The organism is Paraburkholderia sartisoli (genome assembly GCF_900107685.1).
Lineage (GTDB): Bacteria > Pseudomonadota > Gammaproteobacteria > Burkholderiales > Burkholderiaceae > Paraburkholderia > Paraburkholderia sartisoli.
The window spans coordinates 146,330-161,357 of record NZ_FNRQ01000005.1 but is presented as its reverse complement, the minus strand read 5'-3'; the positions used below and the strand labels follow the sequence as shown (position 1 = coordinate 161,357).

Here is a 15,028-nt window from a genome sequence, read left to right as displayed (position 1 = left end):
TTTTCGCGCGATCGCGCTATCGAACCGTTCCTTGCCGCAATGCACGAAGCAGAAAACGCGCGGGATCGATGGATTCGGCGAGATCGCGTTCGATTGGCCACGGCTCGCCTTCGATCTGGGATGCGATCAGCTCCGCGCCCAGCGCAGCCCACACCAGTCCACGCGAGCCATACGCGAACGCGCCGAAGAGACCCGGCGAGCGCGGCAGATCAAGCGGCCATGCTCCACGAAGACGGTCGGCTTCGCTTGTGGCTTCTGCTTCGTCGGCAAGCATGCCAATCATCGGCATGCGGTCCGGCGCCACACATCGAAACGCGACGCGACCATCGAGCGCTTCAGCCTTGAGCGGATCGATTGCGTGATGGAGTCCGGGCAGCATCTGCGCGAGGTGCGCCAGATTTTCGGCGTGTCCGTTTGCGCGCAACGAGGCATCGGGATCGTCGAGGTCGTAGGTTGCACCGGTCAGCGTGAGGCCGCTCGCGAGCGGAACCGCATAACCCTCGCCGATCACGGGCAGTTGCAGACCCGGCACCGTATCCGCCGGCAACACGGTCAACTGGCCACGCACGCTGCGTGTCGTCGCGTAGCGCAGCCCGGCAATGCGAGCGGCATCATGCGCGTTCGCAACAATGACAACCGGCGCCCGTTCCACGATCTGCCCGCTGTCATCGAATACGTTCCACTGATCGCCGTCCCGTTCGATACGCGCGACGTTGACGCCAAAGCGCCGGTCAAGCAGCGAACCCGCGGCCGCGCATTGCGCCGCGCACAGCGTCGCGGGATCGATCCAGCCACCTTCGGGGAAGAACCAGCCGCCGTTCGCCACATCCATGTTCGCGAGCCGTCGTGCTTCGTCGCGGGACACCGGTGTGACGTACCCCGACGGCCACGCAAACGAAGCAAGCGATGCCGACATCGCGCGTGCTTCGTCGTCGTTGCCTGCAAGCTGGAGAAGCCCTGAAGTGCCGCGCGCGAGCGGATGGCCTGCATCCGCGAGTACCGCCCATCGCTGCAATGCATAAAGAAAGCCTGCACGCGTGATGCGTGACGCGACGCTGTCGTCGCGCGAAAGCATCGGATGGAACACGCCTGCGGGATTGCCGGACGCCTCACGCGCGATGCCATCGTGTCGTTCGAGCGAACTCACGTGCCAGCCGCGCGCGGTGAGCCGCTCGATCACCGCGCAACCCGCGAGACCGGTGCCGATCACCACCGCGCGACGTTCGGCGACAGCAAGCGGCATCGGCGGATCGTGTCGGCGCACGCGCCAGCGCGGCGCAAAACGTCCGACCAGCATCGCCCGCTTCCAGCCAAATCCGTCGACCTTGCGATACTCGAACCCGGTCTGTATCAGCGCACGTTTCACATCGCCGGAACTGGTGTATGTGGCGAACGTCGCGTCGTCGCCGGCAAGACGCGCGAGTTGCCTGAAGAGTTGCGGCGTCCAGAGATCGGGGTTTTTCGCGGGCGCGAAACCATCGAGGTAAAACGCGTCGGCACGCAACCAGAGCGATGAAAGCGTGGTGCCCGCATCGCCGAAGACAAGCGTCAGCGTGACGCGACCCCCGTCGAATTCGAGCCGGTGAGTACCCGGAACCAGGAGTGGCCACGCATCGGCAAGGGTGCGCGCAAGCGCAGCGATCGACGGATCGGAAATCGTCGCGTCATACGCACGATGCAGATCGTCCCTTGAAAAAGGGTGTTTTTCCGTCGAAACGAAATGCAGCCGCTCGCAACGTAATGGGTCGGCGCGCCAGGCGGCCCACGTCATCAGGAAGTTGATGCCCATGCCGAAGCCGGTTTCCAGCACCGTGAAAACGCGTCTTTCCTGCCAGCGCGCGGGCAGATTGTTGCCCTGCAAAAACACATATTCGGCCTGGGCGAGACCGCCGACTGCGCTGTGATAAATGTCGTCGTATTGACGAGAGAATGGTGCGCCGTTGTCGCGAAAGGCGAGCGTGGCGGGGATCAGCGGCTCGGTCATGCAGGCAGAAAGAGGACGTCGACTATGAGGAACAAAGCGTGCTGCAAGGTACTGGAAAGCCCTTGTTGCAAGAGTCACACGGCGATATACCGCCGCTCGGGCGTTGGCAAAAACCAACGCTGGCGCGGTGTTCAGGCCATCCACGCGAGCGGTTTGATGCGTTCCAGGGGGAAAAAGGCCTCATCCGCGTCCAATCGGAACCCGATCGGACAAGGAACCGTGTAAATCTTCGAAACCCTTGTCCTGATTGGGTTTGCGCTGCGCTATCATAGCAGGCGCCGCACAGGGAAGCGGCAGCACGGCCGTCGCGTGAAAAGCTTCGCGACGCGTTTGACCGGAGCGCTCCGGTCACCGTCGCTGCTCGACGGCGCGGCACGCGCACGTATAATCGGCGCGTTCGCGCTGTTCGTGTCAACCTAACCAAGAAAGGAACCTTAATGAACAAACAGGAACTGATCGACGCCGTCGCAGGTCAGACGGGCGCCAGCAAAGCTCAAACCGGCGAAACGCTGGACACGCTGCTTGAAGTGATCAAGAAGGCTGTGTCCAAGGGTGACGCAGTCCAGTTGATCGGCTTTGGCAGCTTTGGTTCGGGCAAGCGCGCAGCGCGTACGGGCCGCAACCCGAAGACCGGCGAAACCATCAAGATTCCGGCCGCCAAGACCGTCAAGTTCACGGCTGGTAAAGCGTTCAAGGACGCAGTCAACAAGCGCTAGGCATGTAGAGCCTTGTGTTGACGCCCGCCATTGGCGGGTTTTTTTTCGTCTGCGCGTCTAGTGATGATGGTGGCCGTGACCATGATCGTGGTCACCGTGATCGTGATGATCGTGGTCGTCATCGTCGAGGTCCCACGCGGGGAACGGATCGGCGAACGCCTTCCACGCCTCTGGACCGGATGCATATTCGTCGCCGGTCAGCAGGCACGCGTCGAGTTTTGCGCGCCACGCGGGCGCATCGATATCGACGCCGATCATCACCAGTTCCTGGCGACGGTCGCCGATACTGAAGTCGCTGGCATCGCCGTACCAGTCGGCGGCGATTTCATCCATCAGTTCGTCGTCGCCCTCGGGCCATTCGCTGCGATCCTGCGCGGCCCACCACGTGCCCGCCGGCGCGGGCCGGCATGTGCCGCCCGCCTGCGAGAGCGTGCCGCCGATCTCGTTGCGCGTGGCGAGCCAGAAAAACCCCTTGCTGCGCAGCACGCCCTTCCATTCCTCATGCAGCAGCGCCCACAGACGCTCCGGATGAAACGGACGGCGCGCGCGATAGACGAACGTGCTGACGCCGGCATCATCCGCATGCACGTGCGGCTCCGGATCGTGATCTTCGGTGAGCGTGACGAGCCAGCCGGCCGAACCCGACGTTGCGTCGAAGTCGAAGTGTCGTGTGTCGAGCACGTCGGCAGGCGCGATGTCGGCGTAATGGCTCACGATCTGCACGGCGCCCGGATTGATGCGCGTGAGGATGCGCTGAAGACGCGCGAGCGCTTCGTCGCTGACGAGGTCCGGCTTGTTCACCACCAGCACGTCGCAGAATTCGACCTGGTCGACAAGCAGCTCGACGACCGTGCGATCGTCGTCTTCGGTCGTGACAAGGCCCGCTTCGAACAGTGAATCGGTCCGCGCGAAGTCAGTCAGAAAACGCGACGCGTCGACGATCGTCACCATCGTGTCGAGCCGTACAACGCCGGTGTCGTCATCGCTCTCGCCGAACGTAAGGCTTTCCGCAATCGACATGGCCGTGAAGTTGCCCGTCGCTTCGACGAGGATCGCATCGAACTGCTGCTCACCAGCAACGCGTTCGATATCGGCGGGCAGATCATCGCTCGCCGCGATCAACGCGCTGCCGCTTTTCAGCGCGATTCGTTTTTGTGTCGCGCCGTGCGTCGTTCCCGATGCGCGCACGAGCGTCGCATCGAGTTCGATCGCGGCGACATCCGCGACGATTACCGCGATGCGCAGGCCAGCCGCGTTCGCGAGAAGGTGTTCGATGAGCGTGGTCTTGCCCGCGCCCAGAAAACCGGAGAGCACGGTGACGGGCAGTGGCGACTGGTTCATTACGGTCAGAAAGCGAGAAAAGAAGAAAGGCGTGCCGGGCGCAAAACCGGGGTGCGGGCGAGCGGCAGGACGAAGCCGCATTGTGCATCAAACGTCGCGGGGCCGCGCGAATCCGCCGCCTGGCAAGCGCATGCATGGACGCGCGATGCACGATGCCCGATGTCCGGCAACCGGCCGGCCAGCTGGCGTTCGGGGAAGGCTGGCAGAAAACCCGTGTGCGACGAAACGTTCAGCGCAGCAGGTTCCACTTCTGCAAAATGGCCGCGATCTGCTTTGCGTACCGATCGCGCAGCGTCGGCGTTTCCGAGTGGTAGGCGCCGACCGCGTTCCACGTATTGCCGTATTTGTTCATCTGGCGTCGCAGATGCCAGGCGGCAATGTAGACGTTCTTGCAGGGCTGCATCAGCGTATCGGTGGAAATCCCGTACTGCGACAGCGTCGCGAGATGGACGGAGTTGATCTGCATGATGCCGTAGTCGGTCGAACCGTTCGCATTCTTGTGCAGGGCGTCGGGCCGGTTGTGCGACTCCTGCCACGCGATCGCACGCAGGATGAGTGGATTGACCTTCTGGTAACTGGCCGCCTCGTCAAAGCAGTCGGCGCGTGCCGGCGCGGCGGCGAACCACGCGCAGAGCCCGATAGCGACAGTGACGAGAACCGGTTTCATCGATCAAGATGACTAAGCAAATAACGGTGAAAAGACAAGGCGATGCCCGCCGTCGTGACCGGACATCGGGGAAAACCCGATGCCTGTAGAGACGCGTCCGCCACATGGAACCGCCCGTATCATACCGTCAGCCTGTGACGGGTCAAGGTTGGCTAACCGACATAAGAGGGCAGATTCCGGAGACGACGTCCCCGACATTCGACATGCCGGGAGAACGGGGATCTTTCATGAAGTTGACGGGCACGCGCATCAATTAGAGGAAACGCACTGTCGGGCGACTTTTTGTGAGAATGTCGTCATAAAAAGCTGTTACTGTTCATTTTTTTCGGACCTCAGACTGGCGTGCGTCCGGGAGACCGGCGGGCTTCAGGGTGAAGGGGTTGCGCCCGGCCAGCATGTCCACTGCGCATGACCGTCGGCGGCGGCAGTCGCCGGCATCGACATCACATTCCATGAGAAGAAATCGTATGGCATTGCGTCGCATCGCAACGGCGCTGCTGGTTGCTGGATTGATCACCTCGCAGATCGCATACGCACAGGTGACCCTCAACTTCGTCAACGCGGACATCGACCAGGTGGCCAGGGCGATCGGCGCGGCAACCGGCAAAACGATCATCGTCGACCCGCGCGTCAAGGGTCAGTTGAACCTCGTTTCCGAAAACGCCGTTCCGGAAGATCAGGCGTTGAAGACGCTGCAGTCCGCGTTGCGGATGCAGGGCTTCGCCCTGGTGCAGGATCACGGCGTCCTGAAGGTCGTGCCCGAAGCCGACGCCAAGCTGCAGGGCGTGCCGACCTACGTCGGCAACGCGCCGGCCGCCCGCGGCGACCAGGTCGTGACGCAGGTCTTCCAGTTGAAGAACGAATCGGCGAACAACCTGCTGCCGGTGTTGCGCCCGCTGATCTCGCCGAACAACACGATTGCCGCCTACCCGGCCAATAACACGCTGATCGTCACCGATTACGCGGACAACGTGCGCCGTATCGCGCAGATCATCGCGGGTGTCGACACCGCCGCCGGCCAGCAGATCCTCGTCGTGCCGCTGAAAAACGCCAACGCGCTCGACATCGCGACGCAGCTTTCGAAGATGCTCGATCCGGGCGCGATCGGCAGCACGGATGCCACGTTGAAGGTGTCCGTCACCGCCGATCCACGCACCAATTCACTGCTGCTGCGCGCATCGAACGTGCAGCGGCTCGCGGCGGCGAAGACACTCGCCCAGCAGCTCGATGCGCCGAGCAGCGTGCCCGGCAACATGCACGTCGTGGCGCTGCGCAACGCAGACGCGACGAAGCTCGCGAAAACCTTGCGCGGCATGCTCGGCAAGAGTGGCGACACCGGCTCGTCGTCCGGCGCGAACGAAGCGAATGCGTTCAACCAGAGCGGCGGCGGCGCGTCGGGCGGCACTTCGACCGGCACGGCGGGTACGCCGCCGCTGCCGTCGGGCGGACTCGGAAGCAGCTCCATGTCGTCGTCGATGGGCGGCGGTGGCGGTGCATACGGTTCGAGCGGCAATGCCAGTTCCGGCGGGTTTCTGGGTGGCGACAAGGACAAGAGCGACGACAACCAGCCGGGCGGCATGATCCAGGCGGACGCCGCGACCAACTCGCTGATCATCACGGCGGCCGAGCCGGTGTACCGCAACCTGCGCGCGGTGATCGACCAGCTCGACGCGCGGCGCGCGCAGGTCTATATCGAGGCGCTGATCGTCGAGCTCAACTCGAACACGAACGCCAATCTCGGCATTCAGTGGCAGGTCGCGAACAACTCGATCTTTGCCGGCACCAACCTCGCGACTGGCAGCAGCAACAGCATCATCAACCTGACGGCGGCCGCCGCGGCGACCGGCGCCACGGGCGGTCTCGCCGGAGCGCTCGCGGGCCAGCAGCTCCAGCAGGGGCTCAACGTCGGCTGGATTCACAACATTTTCGGCGTGCAGGGACTCGGCGGACTGCTGCAGGCGCTGTCGCAGACCGCCGACGCGAACGTGCTGTCGACGCCTAACCTCATCACGCTCGACAACGAGGAAGCCAAGATCGTCGTCGGCACGAACATACCGATCCAGACGGGTTCGTATTCGAACCTCACGAGCGGCACGACGAGCGCGGCGTTCAATACCTACGACCGCGTCGACGTCGGTCTGACGCTGCACGTCAAGCCGCAGATCACCGAGGGCGGGATACTCAAGCTGCAGCTCTACACGGAAGACTCGGCGATCGTGAACGGCACGACCAACGCGACGACCAACCCCGCGGGCCCCGAGTTCACCAAGCGTTCGATCCAGTCGACGGTGCTCGCCGACAACGGCGAAATCATCGTGCTGGGCGGCCTGATGCAGGACAACTACCAGGTCAGCAACAGCAAGGTGCCGCTGCTGGGCGATATCCCGTGGATCGGCCAGCTGTTCCGTTCGGAACAGAAGAACCGCAACAAGACCAACCTGATGGTGTTCCTGCGCCCCGTGATTATCAGCGATCGCGACACCGCGCAGGCCGTGACGTCGAACCGCTACGACTACATCCAGGGCGTGCAGGGCGCGTACAAGCAGAACAACAACCTCATCAAGGACAACGACGACCCGGTCGTTCCGCCGATGCCGATCGGCCCGAGCCAGGGCGGCACGCCCGCGCTGAACCTGTTCGATCTCGACCAGATGCGTCGCCAGCAGGCGGCGCCGCCGGCCGCGGTTCCCGCTCCTGTTCCCGCGCCGGCGAATGGCGCGGCGGGGAGCATCCAGTCGCCGGGAGCGCATCCGTGACACAGGCGCCCGCGCAGGCATCGCAGCGCGCTCAGGGCGGCGACCCGGCCGGTGAGCGTGAGCCGCCCTCGCCGCTCGCCGCGCGGCTCGTGCCGTACGGCTTCGCGAAGAGCGGCCAGATTCTCGTCGCGCATCAGCACGCGGACAGCCTCGAAGTCTGGATCAGCGATCGCACGACCGACGCGGCGCTTGCGGAAGTCGCGCGCAATTTCGGCGCGCTTTCGGTGGTGCGCCTGTCTGCCGACGAACTCGCGCACGCGATCAACCAGGCGTACGCGCGCCAGGACGGCAGCGCGGCGCAGGTCGTCGGCGAAGTGGAAGGCGAAGTCGATCTGTCGCGCCTGATGCAGGAGATTCCCGAGGTCGAGGACCTGCTGGAATCCGAGGACGACGCGCCGATCATTCGCATGATCAACGCGCTTCTCACGCAGGCCGCGCGCGAACAGGCGTCGGATATTCACATCGAGCCGTTCGAGACGTCTTCGGTGGTGCGGTTTCGTGTCGACGGCACGCTGCGCGACGTCGTGCGCCCGAAGAAGGCGCTGCACGGCGCGCTGATTTCGCGCATCAAGATCATGGCGCAGCTCGATATCGCCGAGAAACGTCTGCCGCAGGACGGCCGGATCACGCTGCGCGTCGGCGGCCGTCCGGTCGACGTGCGCGTCTCGACGCTGCCGACCGGCCACGGTGAGCGCGCGGTGCTGCGTCTGCTGGAAAAAGACGCGGCGCGGCTGAATCTCGAAGCGCTCGGCATGGCCGCCGACACGCTCGTGAAGTTCGACAAGCTGATCGGGCGCCCGCACGGCATCGTGCTCGTGACGGGCCCGACCGGCTCAGGCAAGACGACGACGCTGTACGCATCGATGTCGCGCCTCGAGACGGCGACGACCAACATCATGACCGTCGAGGATCCGATCGAATACGACCTGTCCGGCATCGGCCAGACGCAGGTCAACGAGCGGATCGGCATGACCTTCGCGCGCGCGTTGCGCTCGATTTTGCGGCAGGATCCGGACGTCATCATGATTGGCGAAATCCGCGACCTCGAAACCGCGCAGATCGCGGTGCAGGCCTCGCTCACGGGTCACCTCGTGCTGGCGACGCTGCACACGAACGACGCGGCATCGGCCGTCACGCGTCTCACCGACATGGGCGTCGAGCCGTATCTGCTCGCGTCGTCGCTGCTGGGCGTGCTCGCGCAGCGGCTCGTGCGACGGCTGTGTCCGGTGTGCAAGGAAGAACGCGTCGAGGAAGATGGCGGCGTGCGCTGGCATCCCGTCGGCTGTGACAAGTGCGGCCACTCCGGTTATGCGGGACGTCGCGGCGTGTACGAACTGCTGCTCGTCGACGAGTCGATTCGCGCGCTGATTCACCGCAACGCCGCCGATTCGGAAATCCTTGAAACCGGCCGCGCGCAGGGCATGCGCACGCTGCGTGAGGATGGCGACCGCTGGCTCGAATCCGGGCTGACGTCGCTCGAAGAAGTGATCCGCGTGACGGGCGGAGTGTAAGCGCATGCCAGCGTTCCGTTTTGAAGCGATCGACGCGGCCGGCAAGGCGCAAAAAGGCGTGCTCGACGCCGACAGCGCCCGTGGCGCGCGCACGCAGCTGCGCACGCAGGGATTGACGCCGCTCGTCGTCGAACCGGCCGCGACGCGCACGCGCGGCGAGCGCAACCAGCGCCTGTCGCTCGGACGCCGCCTGTCGCAACGCGAGCAGGCCATTCTCACGCGGCAGCTGGCGAGCCTGCTGATCGCCGGCCTGCCGCTCGACGAAGCGCTGTCCGTTCTGACCGAGCAGTCCGAGCGCGACTACATCCGCGAACTGATGGCCTCGATTCGCGCCGAAGTGCTCGGCGGCCATTCGCTCGCCAACGCGCTTTCGCAGCATCCGCGCGATTTTCCCGAGATCTATCGCGCGCTCGTTTCGGCCGGCGAACATACCGGCAGGCTCGGCCTCGTGCTGTCGCGCCTCGCCGACTACATCGAGCAGCGTAACGCGCTCAAGCAGAAGATCGTGCTGGCGTTCACGTATCCGGCGGTCGTCACGATCATCGCGTTCGGCATCGTCACGTTCCTCCTGAGCTACGTCGTGCCGCAGGTCGTGAACGTGTTCGCGAGCACGAAGCAGCAGTTGCCGTTTCTCACCATCATGATGATGGCGCTCTCCAGTTTCGTGCGGAACTGGTGGTGGGCGATGCTGATCGCGCTCGTGGTCGTGGTCTACGTCGTGCGTTCGATTCTGGCGCAACCCGGGCCGCGTCTCACGTTCGACCGCTGGCTGCTCACCGCGCCGCTCTTCGGCAAACTCGTGCGCGGCTACAACACGGTGCGTTTCGCGAGCACGCTCGCCATCCTGACGGCTGCGGGCGTGCCGATCCTGCGCGCGCTGCAGGCCGCGAGCGAAACGCTCAGCAACAAGGCGATGCGCCTGAACATCGACGATGCGATCGTGCGCGTGCGCGAAGGCACGTCGCTGTCACGCGCACTGGGCAACACAAAGACGTTTCCGCCGGTGCTGGTTCACCTGATCCGTTCCGGCGAAGCGACCGGCGATGTCACCACGATGCTCGACCGCGCCGCCGAAGGCGAATCGCGCGAACTCGAACGAAGGACCATGTTTCTGACGAGCCTGCTCGAACCGCTGCTGATTCTCGCGATGGGCGGCGTGGTGCTCGTGATCGTGCTGGCGGTGATGATGCCGATCATCGAACTGAACAACCTGGTCCAGTGAAGTGAGCGGCGGATGTTGAAAACGTGGCGCGGGCATCGAGGCCGCGCCGGAACCTAGCGCACGTAGATGGTCGGGCCGGGTGCGTTGGCGGGGAGGAATACCTCGGAACGTGAGCCGTTGCGATCGATGATGATCGAGCGCGGGCGGACTTCCGAGAGTTTCGCGCCCTGCATGATCGCGCTGCCGAGCGAGACGGCATGAGGCGGTTCGTCGCCGGTGCTGACGATTGCCGCAGCGCCTTCGCGTAGCGCGAGGATGCCGAAGAGATGCACGTCCTGGTTCGTGTCGCGCGTGAGTTTTCCGCCGAAGAGCGTGGCGGCCTGTTCGACCGAGACGGGCGGAAGTGCAGCAGCCGCCGCCGGACCGGGCCGATGCGTGGTGAGCGTGACGACCCACCAGGTCAGCGTCGCGCAGAAAACGGCGAAGAGCGCGAGCGATAGAAGGCGTATCTGAAGTGCGTTCATGCGTGTCATTGTACGGACTATTGTGAAATTTGCGTGGAGTTGAAACCCTTCAACTCCACGACATTAGAATGACCTGCCGGGTCTGGATCCCGGCGATGGACCGCGGAATATTCACCGCATCGGGCGCCGCCCGGTGCATCGATACATTTTCTGGAACGAGGTAGCAAGTTATGCAGATGTGGACCACACGCCGCTCCGAAATCACGGGGCCGCGCGCCCGCCGTCAACGCGGGTTCACGTTGATCGAAATCATGGTGGTGATCGCGATCCTCGGCATTCTTGCCGCGCTGATCGTGCCGAAGATCATGAGTCGTCCGGACGAAGCGCGCCGCGTCGCGGCGAAGCAGGACATCGGCACCGTGATGCAGGCACTGAAGCTCTACCGGCTCGACAACGGCCGTTATCCGACGCAGGAACAGGGTTTGCATGCGCTGATCGAACGGCCGGCGACCGACCCCGTGCCGAACAACTGGAAAGACGGGGGTTATCTGGAGCGTCTGCCGAACGACCCGTGGGGCAACGCGTATCAATATCTGAACCCAGGCGTGCATGGCGAGATCGACGTGTTCAGCTACGGCGCCGACGGCAAGGCGGGCGGCGAAGGCAACGATTCCGACGTCGGTTCCTGGCAGTAAGCGGCTGACCGTATGAAGGCGATCCGTCCGGGGATGCGCACGCAGGCGGGCGCGTCCGGCTTCACGTTGCTGGAGATGCTGGTGGTGCTGGTGATTGCCGGGCTGCTGGTGTCGCTGGCATCGCTGTCGCTCACGCACAATCCGCGCACGGATCTGAACGAGGAAGCGCAACGTCTCGCGCTGCTGTTCGAATCGGCCGGCGACGAGGCGCAGGTCCGCGCGCGTCCTGTCGCGTGGCTGCCGCTCGACGGCGGCTATCGCTTCGACGTGCGCACCGGTGACGGGTGGCGTCCGCTGCGGGACGACCTGCTGGGGCCGCGTCGCTGGGAAGGCGGCGTGACGGGCGTGGCGATCAGCTATCCGGGTTCGGACCAGCGATCCGACCGGGTTGTGTTTGGCACGGAGAGCATCGATGCGCCGGTGCAGGTCACGCTTTTTTCGTCGGCGGGGCGCGCGACCATCGTCGGTACGGGCAATGGCCGGTATGAGGTGCATTGAGATGCGGCCTCGGGCGTGGGGCATCGGGCGATCGCGTGGCTTCACGATGATCGAGGTGCTGGTCGCGCTCGCGATCATCGCGGTTGCGCTTGCTGCTTCATTGCGCGCGGTGGGCAGTCTCGCGACGGGCGAGGCCGACCTGCACAAGCGCCTGCTGGCCGGCTGGAGCGCGGACAACACGCTTGCCCAGTTGCGGCTTGCACGTGCGTGGCCCGAGGTGGGCGCGCATAGCTTCGACTGCTCGCAGGGCAATTTGCAGCTGATCTGTACCGAGAACGTGAGCGCCACGCCGAATCCGGTGTTCCGGCGTGTTGACGTGACGGTGACGACGCCCGGAGGTTCCGGCAATCTGGCCCAACTGGTGACGGTGATCGCGAATGAAACGAACCGGCCGCTGTGAGGGTTGCGCGCGCGGCGTCGCGCGGGTGCGTCACGTAGGTGGCCGCCATGGCGCGCGAGGTTTCACGCTGATTGAGCTGCTGGTGGCGATTGCGATTCTGGCGGTGATCGCGGTGTTGTCGTGGCGCGGGCTGGACCAGATTGTTCGTGGGCGCGAGACGATTACGAACGCGATGGAAGACGAGCGCGTGTTTGCGCAGCTGTTCGACCAGATGCGGATCGACGCCCGCCAGGCCGCATCGGACGACGAGGCTGGCGAGGCCGCGGTGAGCATCGGTAGCAGCGTGTTGCAGATCGTGCGCGAGCGTGACGAAGTGGGGGCTGCGCCGCGGCTGCAGGTGGTGCGGTACCGGATCGTCGATGGACGCGTGATCCGGTATGTGTCGCCGCCGCTTGCGAATGTGGGGGCGTTGCGGCGCGCGTTGCATGGTGGGGAGGGAAGCGACTGGAGCGCGGTGCCTTTGATGGGTGGGGTGGGGTCGATATCGGCGCGGGTGTATGTCGCGAAGGTGGGGTGGACCGCGCAGATGAAGGATGTGCAGTCGGCGATTACGGAGTACGACAACAATCTGAAGGTACCCCAGTTGGGGAACGCGCCGTTGCCGCGCTCGGTGACCGGGCTGGAAGTGAGTGTTGGCGCGAAGTCGCTCGCGAGGCCTGTTGTGCGGGTGTTTCTGGTGGGGGAGTGATGAGGCGTGGATTTGCGTTACACGCGGGTCTGGTTTTTCGTTTTCTGGCCAGGGGTTTTGTTGGTCTTTCCTTGTGCTCGTGTCGGTCTATTCGCGTTGCCCCTTTGCGGGGCGGGGTTCTGCTTTTCCGTTTTCTGGTTAAGGGTTTTGTTGGCCTTTCCTTGTGTTCATGTCGGTCTATTAGCGTCGCCCCTGTGCGGGGCGGCACCTACTTTTCTTTGTCTTGCCAAAGAAAAGTAGGCAAAAGAAAGTCGCTTCGATACCTTTCCTCTTCCAGGTGTGTCACCCACCGGGAATGGCAACCCATGAAGTGTCGCCCCCGCACCTCACCCCGCATCGGTCCCCGCGCGATTCCATCTCGCGCGCATTCCATGCCCGTGACAAAGCCGTCATTCACCCGGCTCCACGCTTCGCGTGTCGCCGAAGGGTTTACTGCCCTCTCCATTTTTATTGGTTCTGGTTTGCGAAATCTTCTGGATCTCTCCGCTCAAGTGGCGTGGATTGCCAGGGGCGCGAGCCGCGCCGCGTGGCATTCCCTTCCGCGACGCACGCGGTGCGGAGCGGGATGGATGAGTCCTTTGTCACGGGCGGTTGTTTTGCGAGGGACGGTCTCGTGCGCGGACCTATGTGGTTCTAGCGCGATGTCGACACTTCATGGGTTGCCATTCCCCGGGGGGGATTCACCTGGAAAAGATGGCATATCGAAGCGACTTTCTTTTGCCTACTTTTCTTTGGCAAGACAAAGAAAAGTAGGTGCCGCCCCGCACAGGGGCAACGCTAATAGACCGACACGAATACAAGGAAAGGCAACCGGACAAGATAACCGGGAAGAAATGGCCATCGCGACCCACGAGCGAGAGCAAAAACCAAATGCCGCCCCGCACAGGGGCAACGCGAATAGACCGACACGAATACAAGGAAAGGCAACCGGGCAAGATAACCGGGAAGAAATGGCCGCCACGACCCACGAGCAAGGGCAAAAACCAAATGCCGCCCCGCACAGGGGCAACGCCAATAAACCGACACGAGCACAAGGAAAGACCAACAAAACCCTTAACCAGAAAACAAAAAACCAGAAAGGCGCGGCAATCATAACCGCGCTCCTGGTGGTGGCGCTCTCCGCCATTCTCGTCTCCGGCATGCTCTGGCGCCAGCAGGTACAAATCCGCAGAATCGAAAACCAGCGACTCCTGTCGCAAGCCCAGTGGATCTCCCGTGGCGCGCTCGACTGGACGCGCCTCATCCTCCGTTCGGAAGGCGACACCTCCGCCGGTGTCACCTACCTCGGTGGCATCTGGGGCGTGCCGATCGCCAAAACACGCCTGTCGGATTTCCTCGGCCAGATCGGCGAAATCCACGCGACCCAAGGCGCCGACACGTATCTGTCCGGCTCCATCGAAGACGCCCAGGCAAAATTCAACCTGCGAAACCTCGTCTCGAGCCCGGCGCCCGGCGCGCTGCAACTGAACATCGAACAGATCCAGTCGTTCCAGCGCCTCCTCGCCCTCCTCGGCGTCAACGCCCAACTCGCAAAGAACACCGCGGTCCAGCTGCGCACCAGCCTCGGTCAGTCGGCCACCCGCTTCCAGTCGCCATCGACCCCCAACACCACAACGCCCCAAAATGCGCCCCAGCAAGGCGGCATCACCGGCAACAGTACCTTCACCGATCAACCCGGCCTCACCGACAGCGACGACAATTCCGCCACCGCCCCGCTTCAGATGACGAGCGTCGATTCGCTCCTCGACATCCCCGGCTTCACGCGAGAATCGGTCGAGCGGCTGCGCCCGTTCGTCACCGTCCTGCCAACGACAACCGCCGTCAACATGAACACCGCCTCCGCCGAAGTGATCGCGGCCGTCGTGCCAGGCATGAGCCTGTCGAGCGCGCAGGCGTTCGTCGCGCGCCGCGAGACGGTGTTCTTCCGGAACGTCGCCGACGTGCAGCTCGCCCTGCGCGGCGCTGGCGTGCAACTCGCGGTGTACGACCCGAACATGCTCGACGTCAATACGAACTACTTTCTGATCCACGGACGCGTCCAGCACGAACGCGCGGAAGTGGACCGCACCACGCTCGTCTATCGCGATCCAATGACCCACACTACGCGTATCGTGCGTGGACGCGACCAGCTATGAATAACCGGAGA

The 15,028-nt window shown here is 63.9% G+C and carries 13 protein-coding genes; 9 read left to right on the top strand and 4 right to left on the bottom strand.

Features of this window, described 5'->3' with window-relative positions; genetic code table 11:
- Positions 1 to 16: 16 nt before the first annotated feature.
- The gene (gene mnmC / locus BLV45_RS16620) at positions 17 to 1,984 is read right to left on the bottom strand and encodes a bifunctional tRNA (5-methylaminomethyl-2-thiouridine)(34)-methyltransferase MnmD/FAD-dependent 5-carboxymethylaminomethyl-2-thiouridine(34) oxidoreductase MnmC (RefSeq protein WP_090535058.1); all 1,968 of its coding nucleotides are present in this window, start codon (positions 1,982 to 1,984) and stop codon (positions 17 to 19) included.
- Between the two features lie 437 nt (positions 1,985 to 2,421).
- Here mnmC and BLV45_RS16615 point away from each other — a divergent pair, with 437 nt between their 5' ends.
- Positions 2,422 to 2,700 carry an HU family DNA-binding protein gene (locus tag BLV45_RS16615; protein ID WP_074262967.1) on the top strand — a complete coding sequence of 93 codons (279 nt, stop codon included), beginning with the start codon at positions 2,422 to 2,424 and terminating at the stop codon, positions 2,698 to 2,700.
- 57 nt (positions 2,701 to 2,757) lie between these two features.
- On the opposite strand, the gene BLV45_RS16610 is transcribed toward BLV45_RS16615, so the two are convergent.
- Together BLV45_RS16610 and BLV45_RS16605 are read right to left on the bottom strand one after the other, a co-directional pair.
- Complete coding sequence (locus BLV45_RS16610) at positions 2,758 to 4,041, bottom strand: GTP-binding protein (RefSeq protein WP_090535057.1); 1,284 nt, start codon at positions 4,039 to 4,041, stop codon at positions 2,758 to 2,760.
- Between the two features lie 229 nt (positions 4,042 to 4,270).
- On the bottom strand, positions 4,271 to 4,708 hold the full coding sequence (locus BLV45_RS16605; protein ID WP_090535056.1) for a lytic transglycosylase domain-containing protein: 438 nt from the start codon (positions 4,706 to 4,708) through the stop codon (positions 4,271 to 4,273).
- Between the two features lie 467 nt (positions 4,709 to 5,175).
- Between BLV45_RS16605 and gspD the strand changes: the two genes are divergently transcribed.
- From gspD to gspF, 3 genes are read left to right on the top strand one after another with little or no spacing between them, the layout of a single operon-like run.
- Entirely contained in the window at positions 5,176 to 7,464 is a 2,289-nt protein-coding gene (gspD, locus tag BLV45_RS16600) for a type II secretion system secretin GspD (protein ID WP_090535055.1), read from the top strand.
- The gene (gene gspE, locus BLV45_RS16595) at positions 7,461 to 8,975 is read left to right on the top strand and encodes a type II secretion system ATPase GspE (RefSeq protein WP_090535052.1); all 1,515 of its coding nucleotides are present in this window, start codon (positions 7,461 to 7,463) and stop codon (positions 8,973 to 8,975) included. Before gspD ends, gspE begins: the two co-directional genes overlap by 4 nt.
- A 4-nt stretch (positions 8,976 to 8,979) precedes the next feature.
- The gene (gene gspF / locus BLV45_RS16590) at positions 8,980 to 10,197 is read left to right on the top strand and encodes a type II secretion system inner membrane protein GspF (RefSeq protein ID WP_090535049.1); all 1,218 of its coding nucleotides are present in this window, start codon (positions 8,980 to 8,982) and stop codon (positions 10,195 to 10,197) included.
- Positions 10,198 to 10,250: 53 nt separating this feature from the next.
- Here gspF and BLV45_RS16585 read toward each other — a convergent pair whose 3' ends face one another.
- Positions 10,251 to 10,661: a type II secretion system protein N gene (locus BLV45_RS16585; RefSeq protein WP_090535047.1), complete on the bottom strand. Its 411-nt coding sequence runs from the start codon at positions 10,659 to 10,661 to the stop codon at positions 10,251 to 10,253.
- A 170-nt stretch (positions 10,662 to 10,831) separates the two neighbouring features.
- On the opposite strand from BLV45_RS16585, the gene gspG reads away from it, so the two are divergent.
- The 5 genes from gspG to gspK all read left to right on the top strand — a co-directional run bounded on the left by gspG (position 10,832) and on the right by gspK (position 15,017).
- Positions 10,832 to 11,296 (top strand): type II secretion system major pseudopilin GspG, encoded by a 465-nt coding sequence (gene gspG, locus BLV45_RS16580; protein ID WP_090535043.1) that lies wholly within the window; start codon positions 10,832 to 10,834, stop codon positions 11,294 to 11,296.
- 12 nt (positions 11,297 to 11,308) lie between these two features.
- Positions 11,309 to 11,794: a GspH/FimT family pseudopilin gene (locus BLV45_RS16575; protein ID WP_090535040.1), complete on the top strand. Its 486-nt coding sequence runs from the start codon at positions 11,309 to 11,311 to the stop codon at positions 11,792 to 11,794.
- Between the two features lies 1 nt (position 11,795).
- On the top strand, positions 11,796 to 12,194 hold the full coding sequence (gspI, locus tag BLV45_RS16570; protein WP_245753324.1) for a type II secretion system minor pseudopilin GspI: 399 nt from the start codon (positions 11,796 to 11,798) through the stop codon (positions 12,192 to 12,194).
- Positions 12,172 to 12,882, top strand: coding sequence for a PulJ/GspJ family protein (locus BLV45_RS16565; RefSeq protein WP_090535035.1), 711 nt, complete (start codon positions 12,172 to 12,174; stop codon positions 12,880 to 12,882). Before gspI ends, BLV45_RS16565 begins: the two co-directional genes overlap by 23 nt.
- Positions 12,883 to 13,832: 950 nt before the next feature.
- Positions 13,833 to 15,017 (top strand): type II secretion system minor pseudopilin GspK, encoded by a 1,185-nt coding sequence (gene gspK / locus BLV45_RS16560; RefSeq protein WP_090535033.1) that lies wholly within the window; start codon positions 13,833 to 13,835, stop codon positions 15,015 to 15,017.
- Positions 15,018 to 15,028 lie beyond the last annotated feature (11 nt).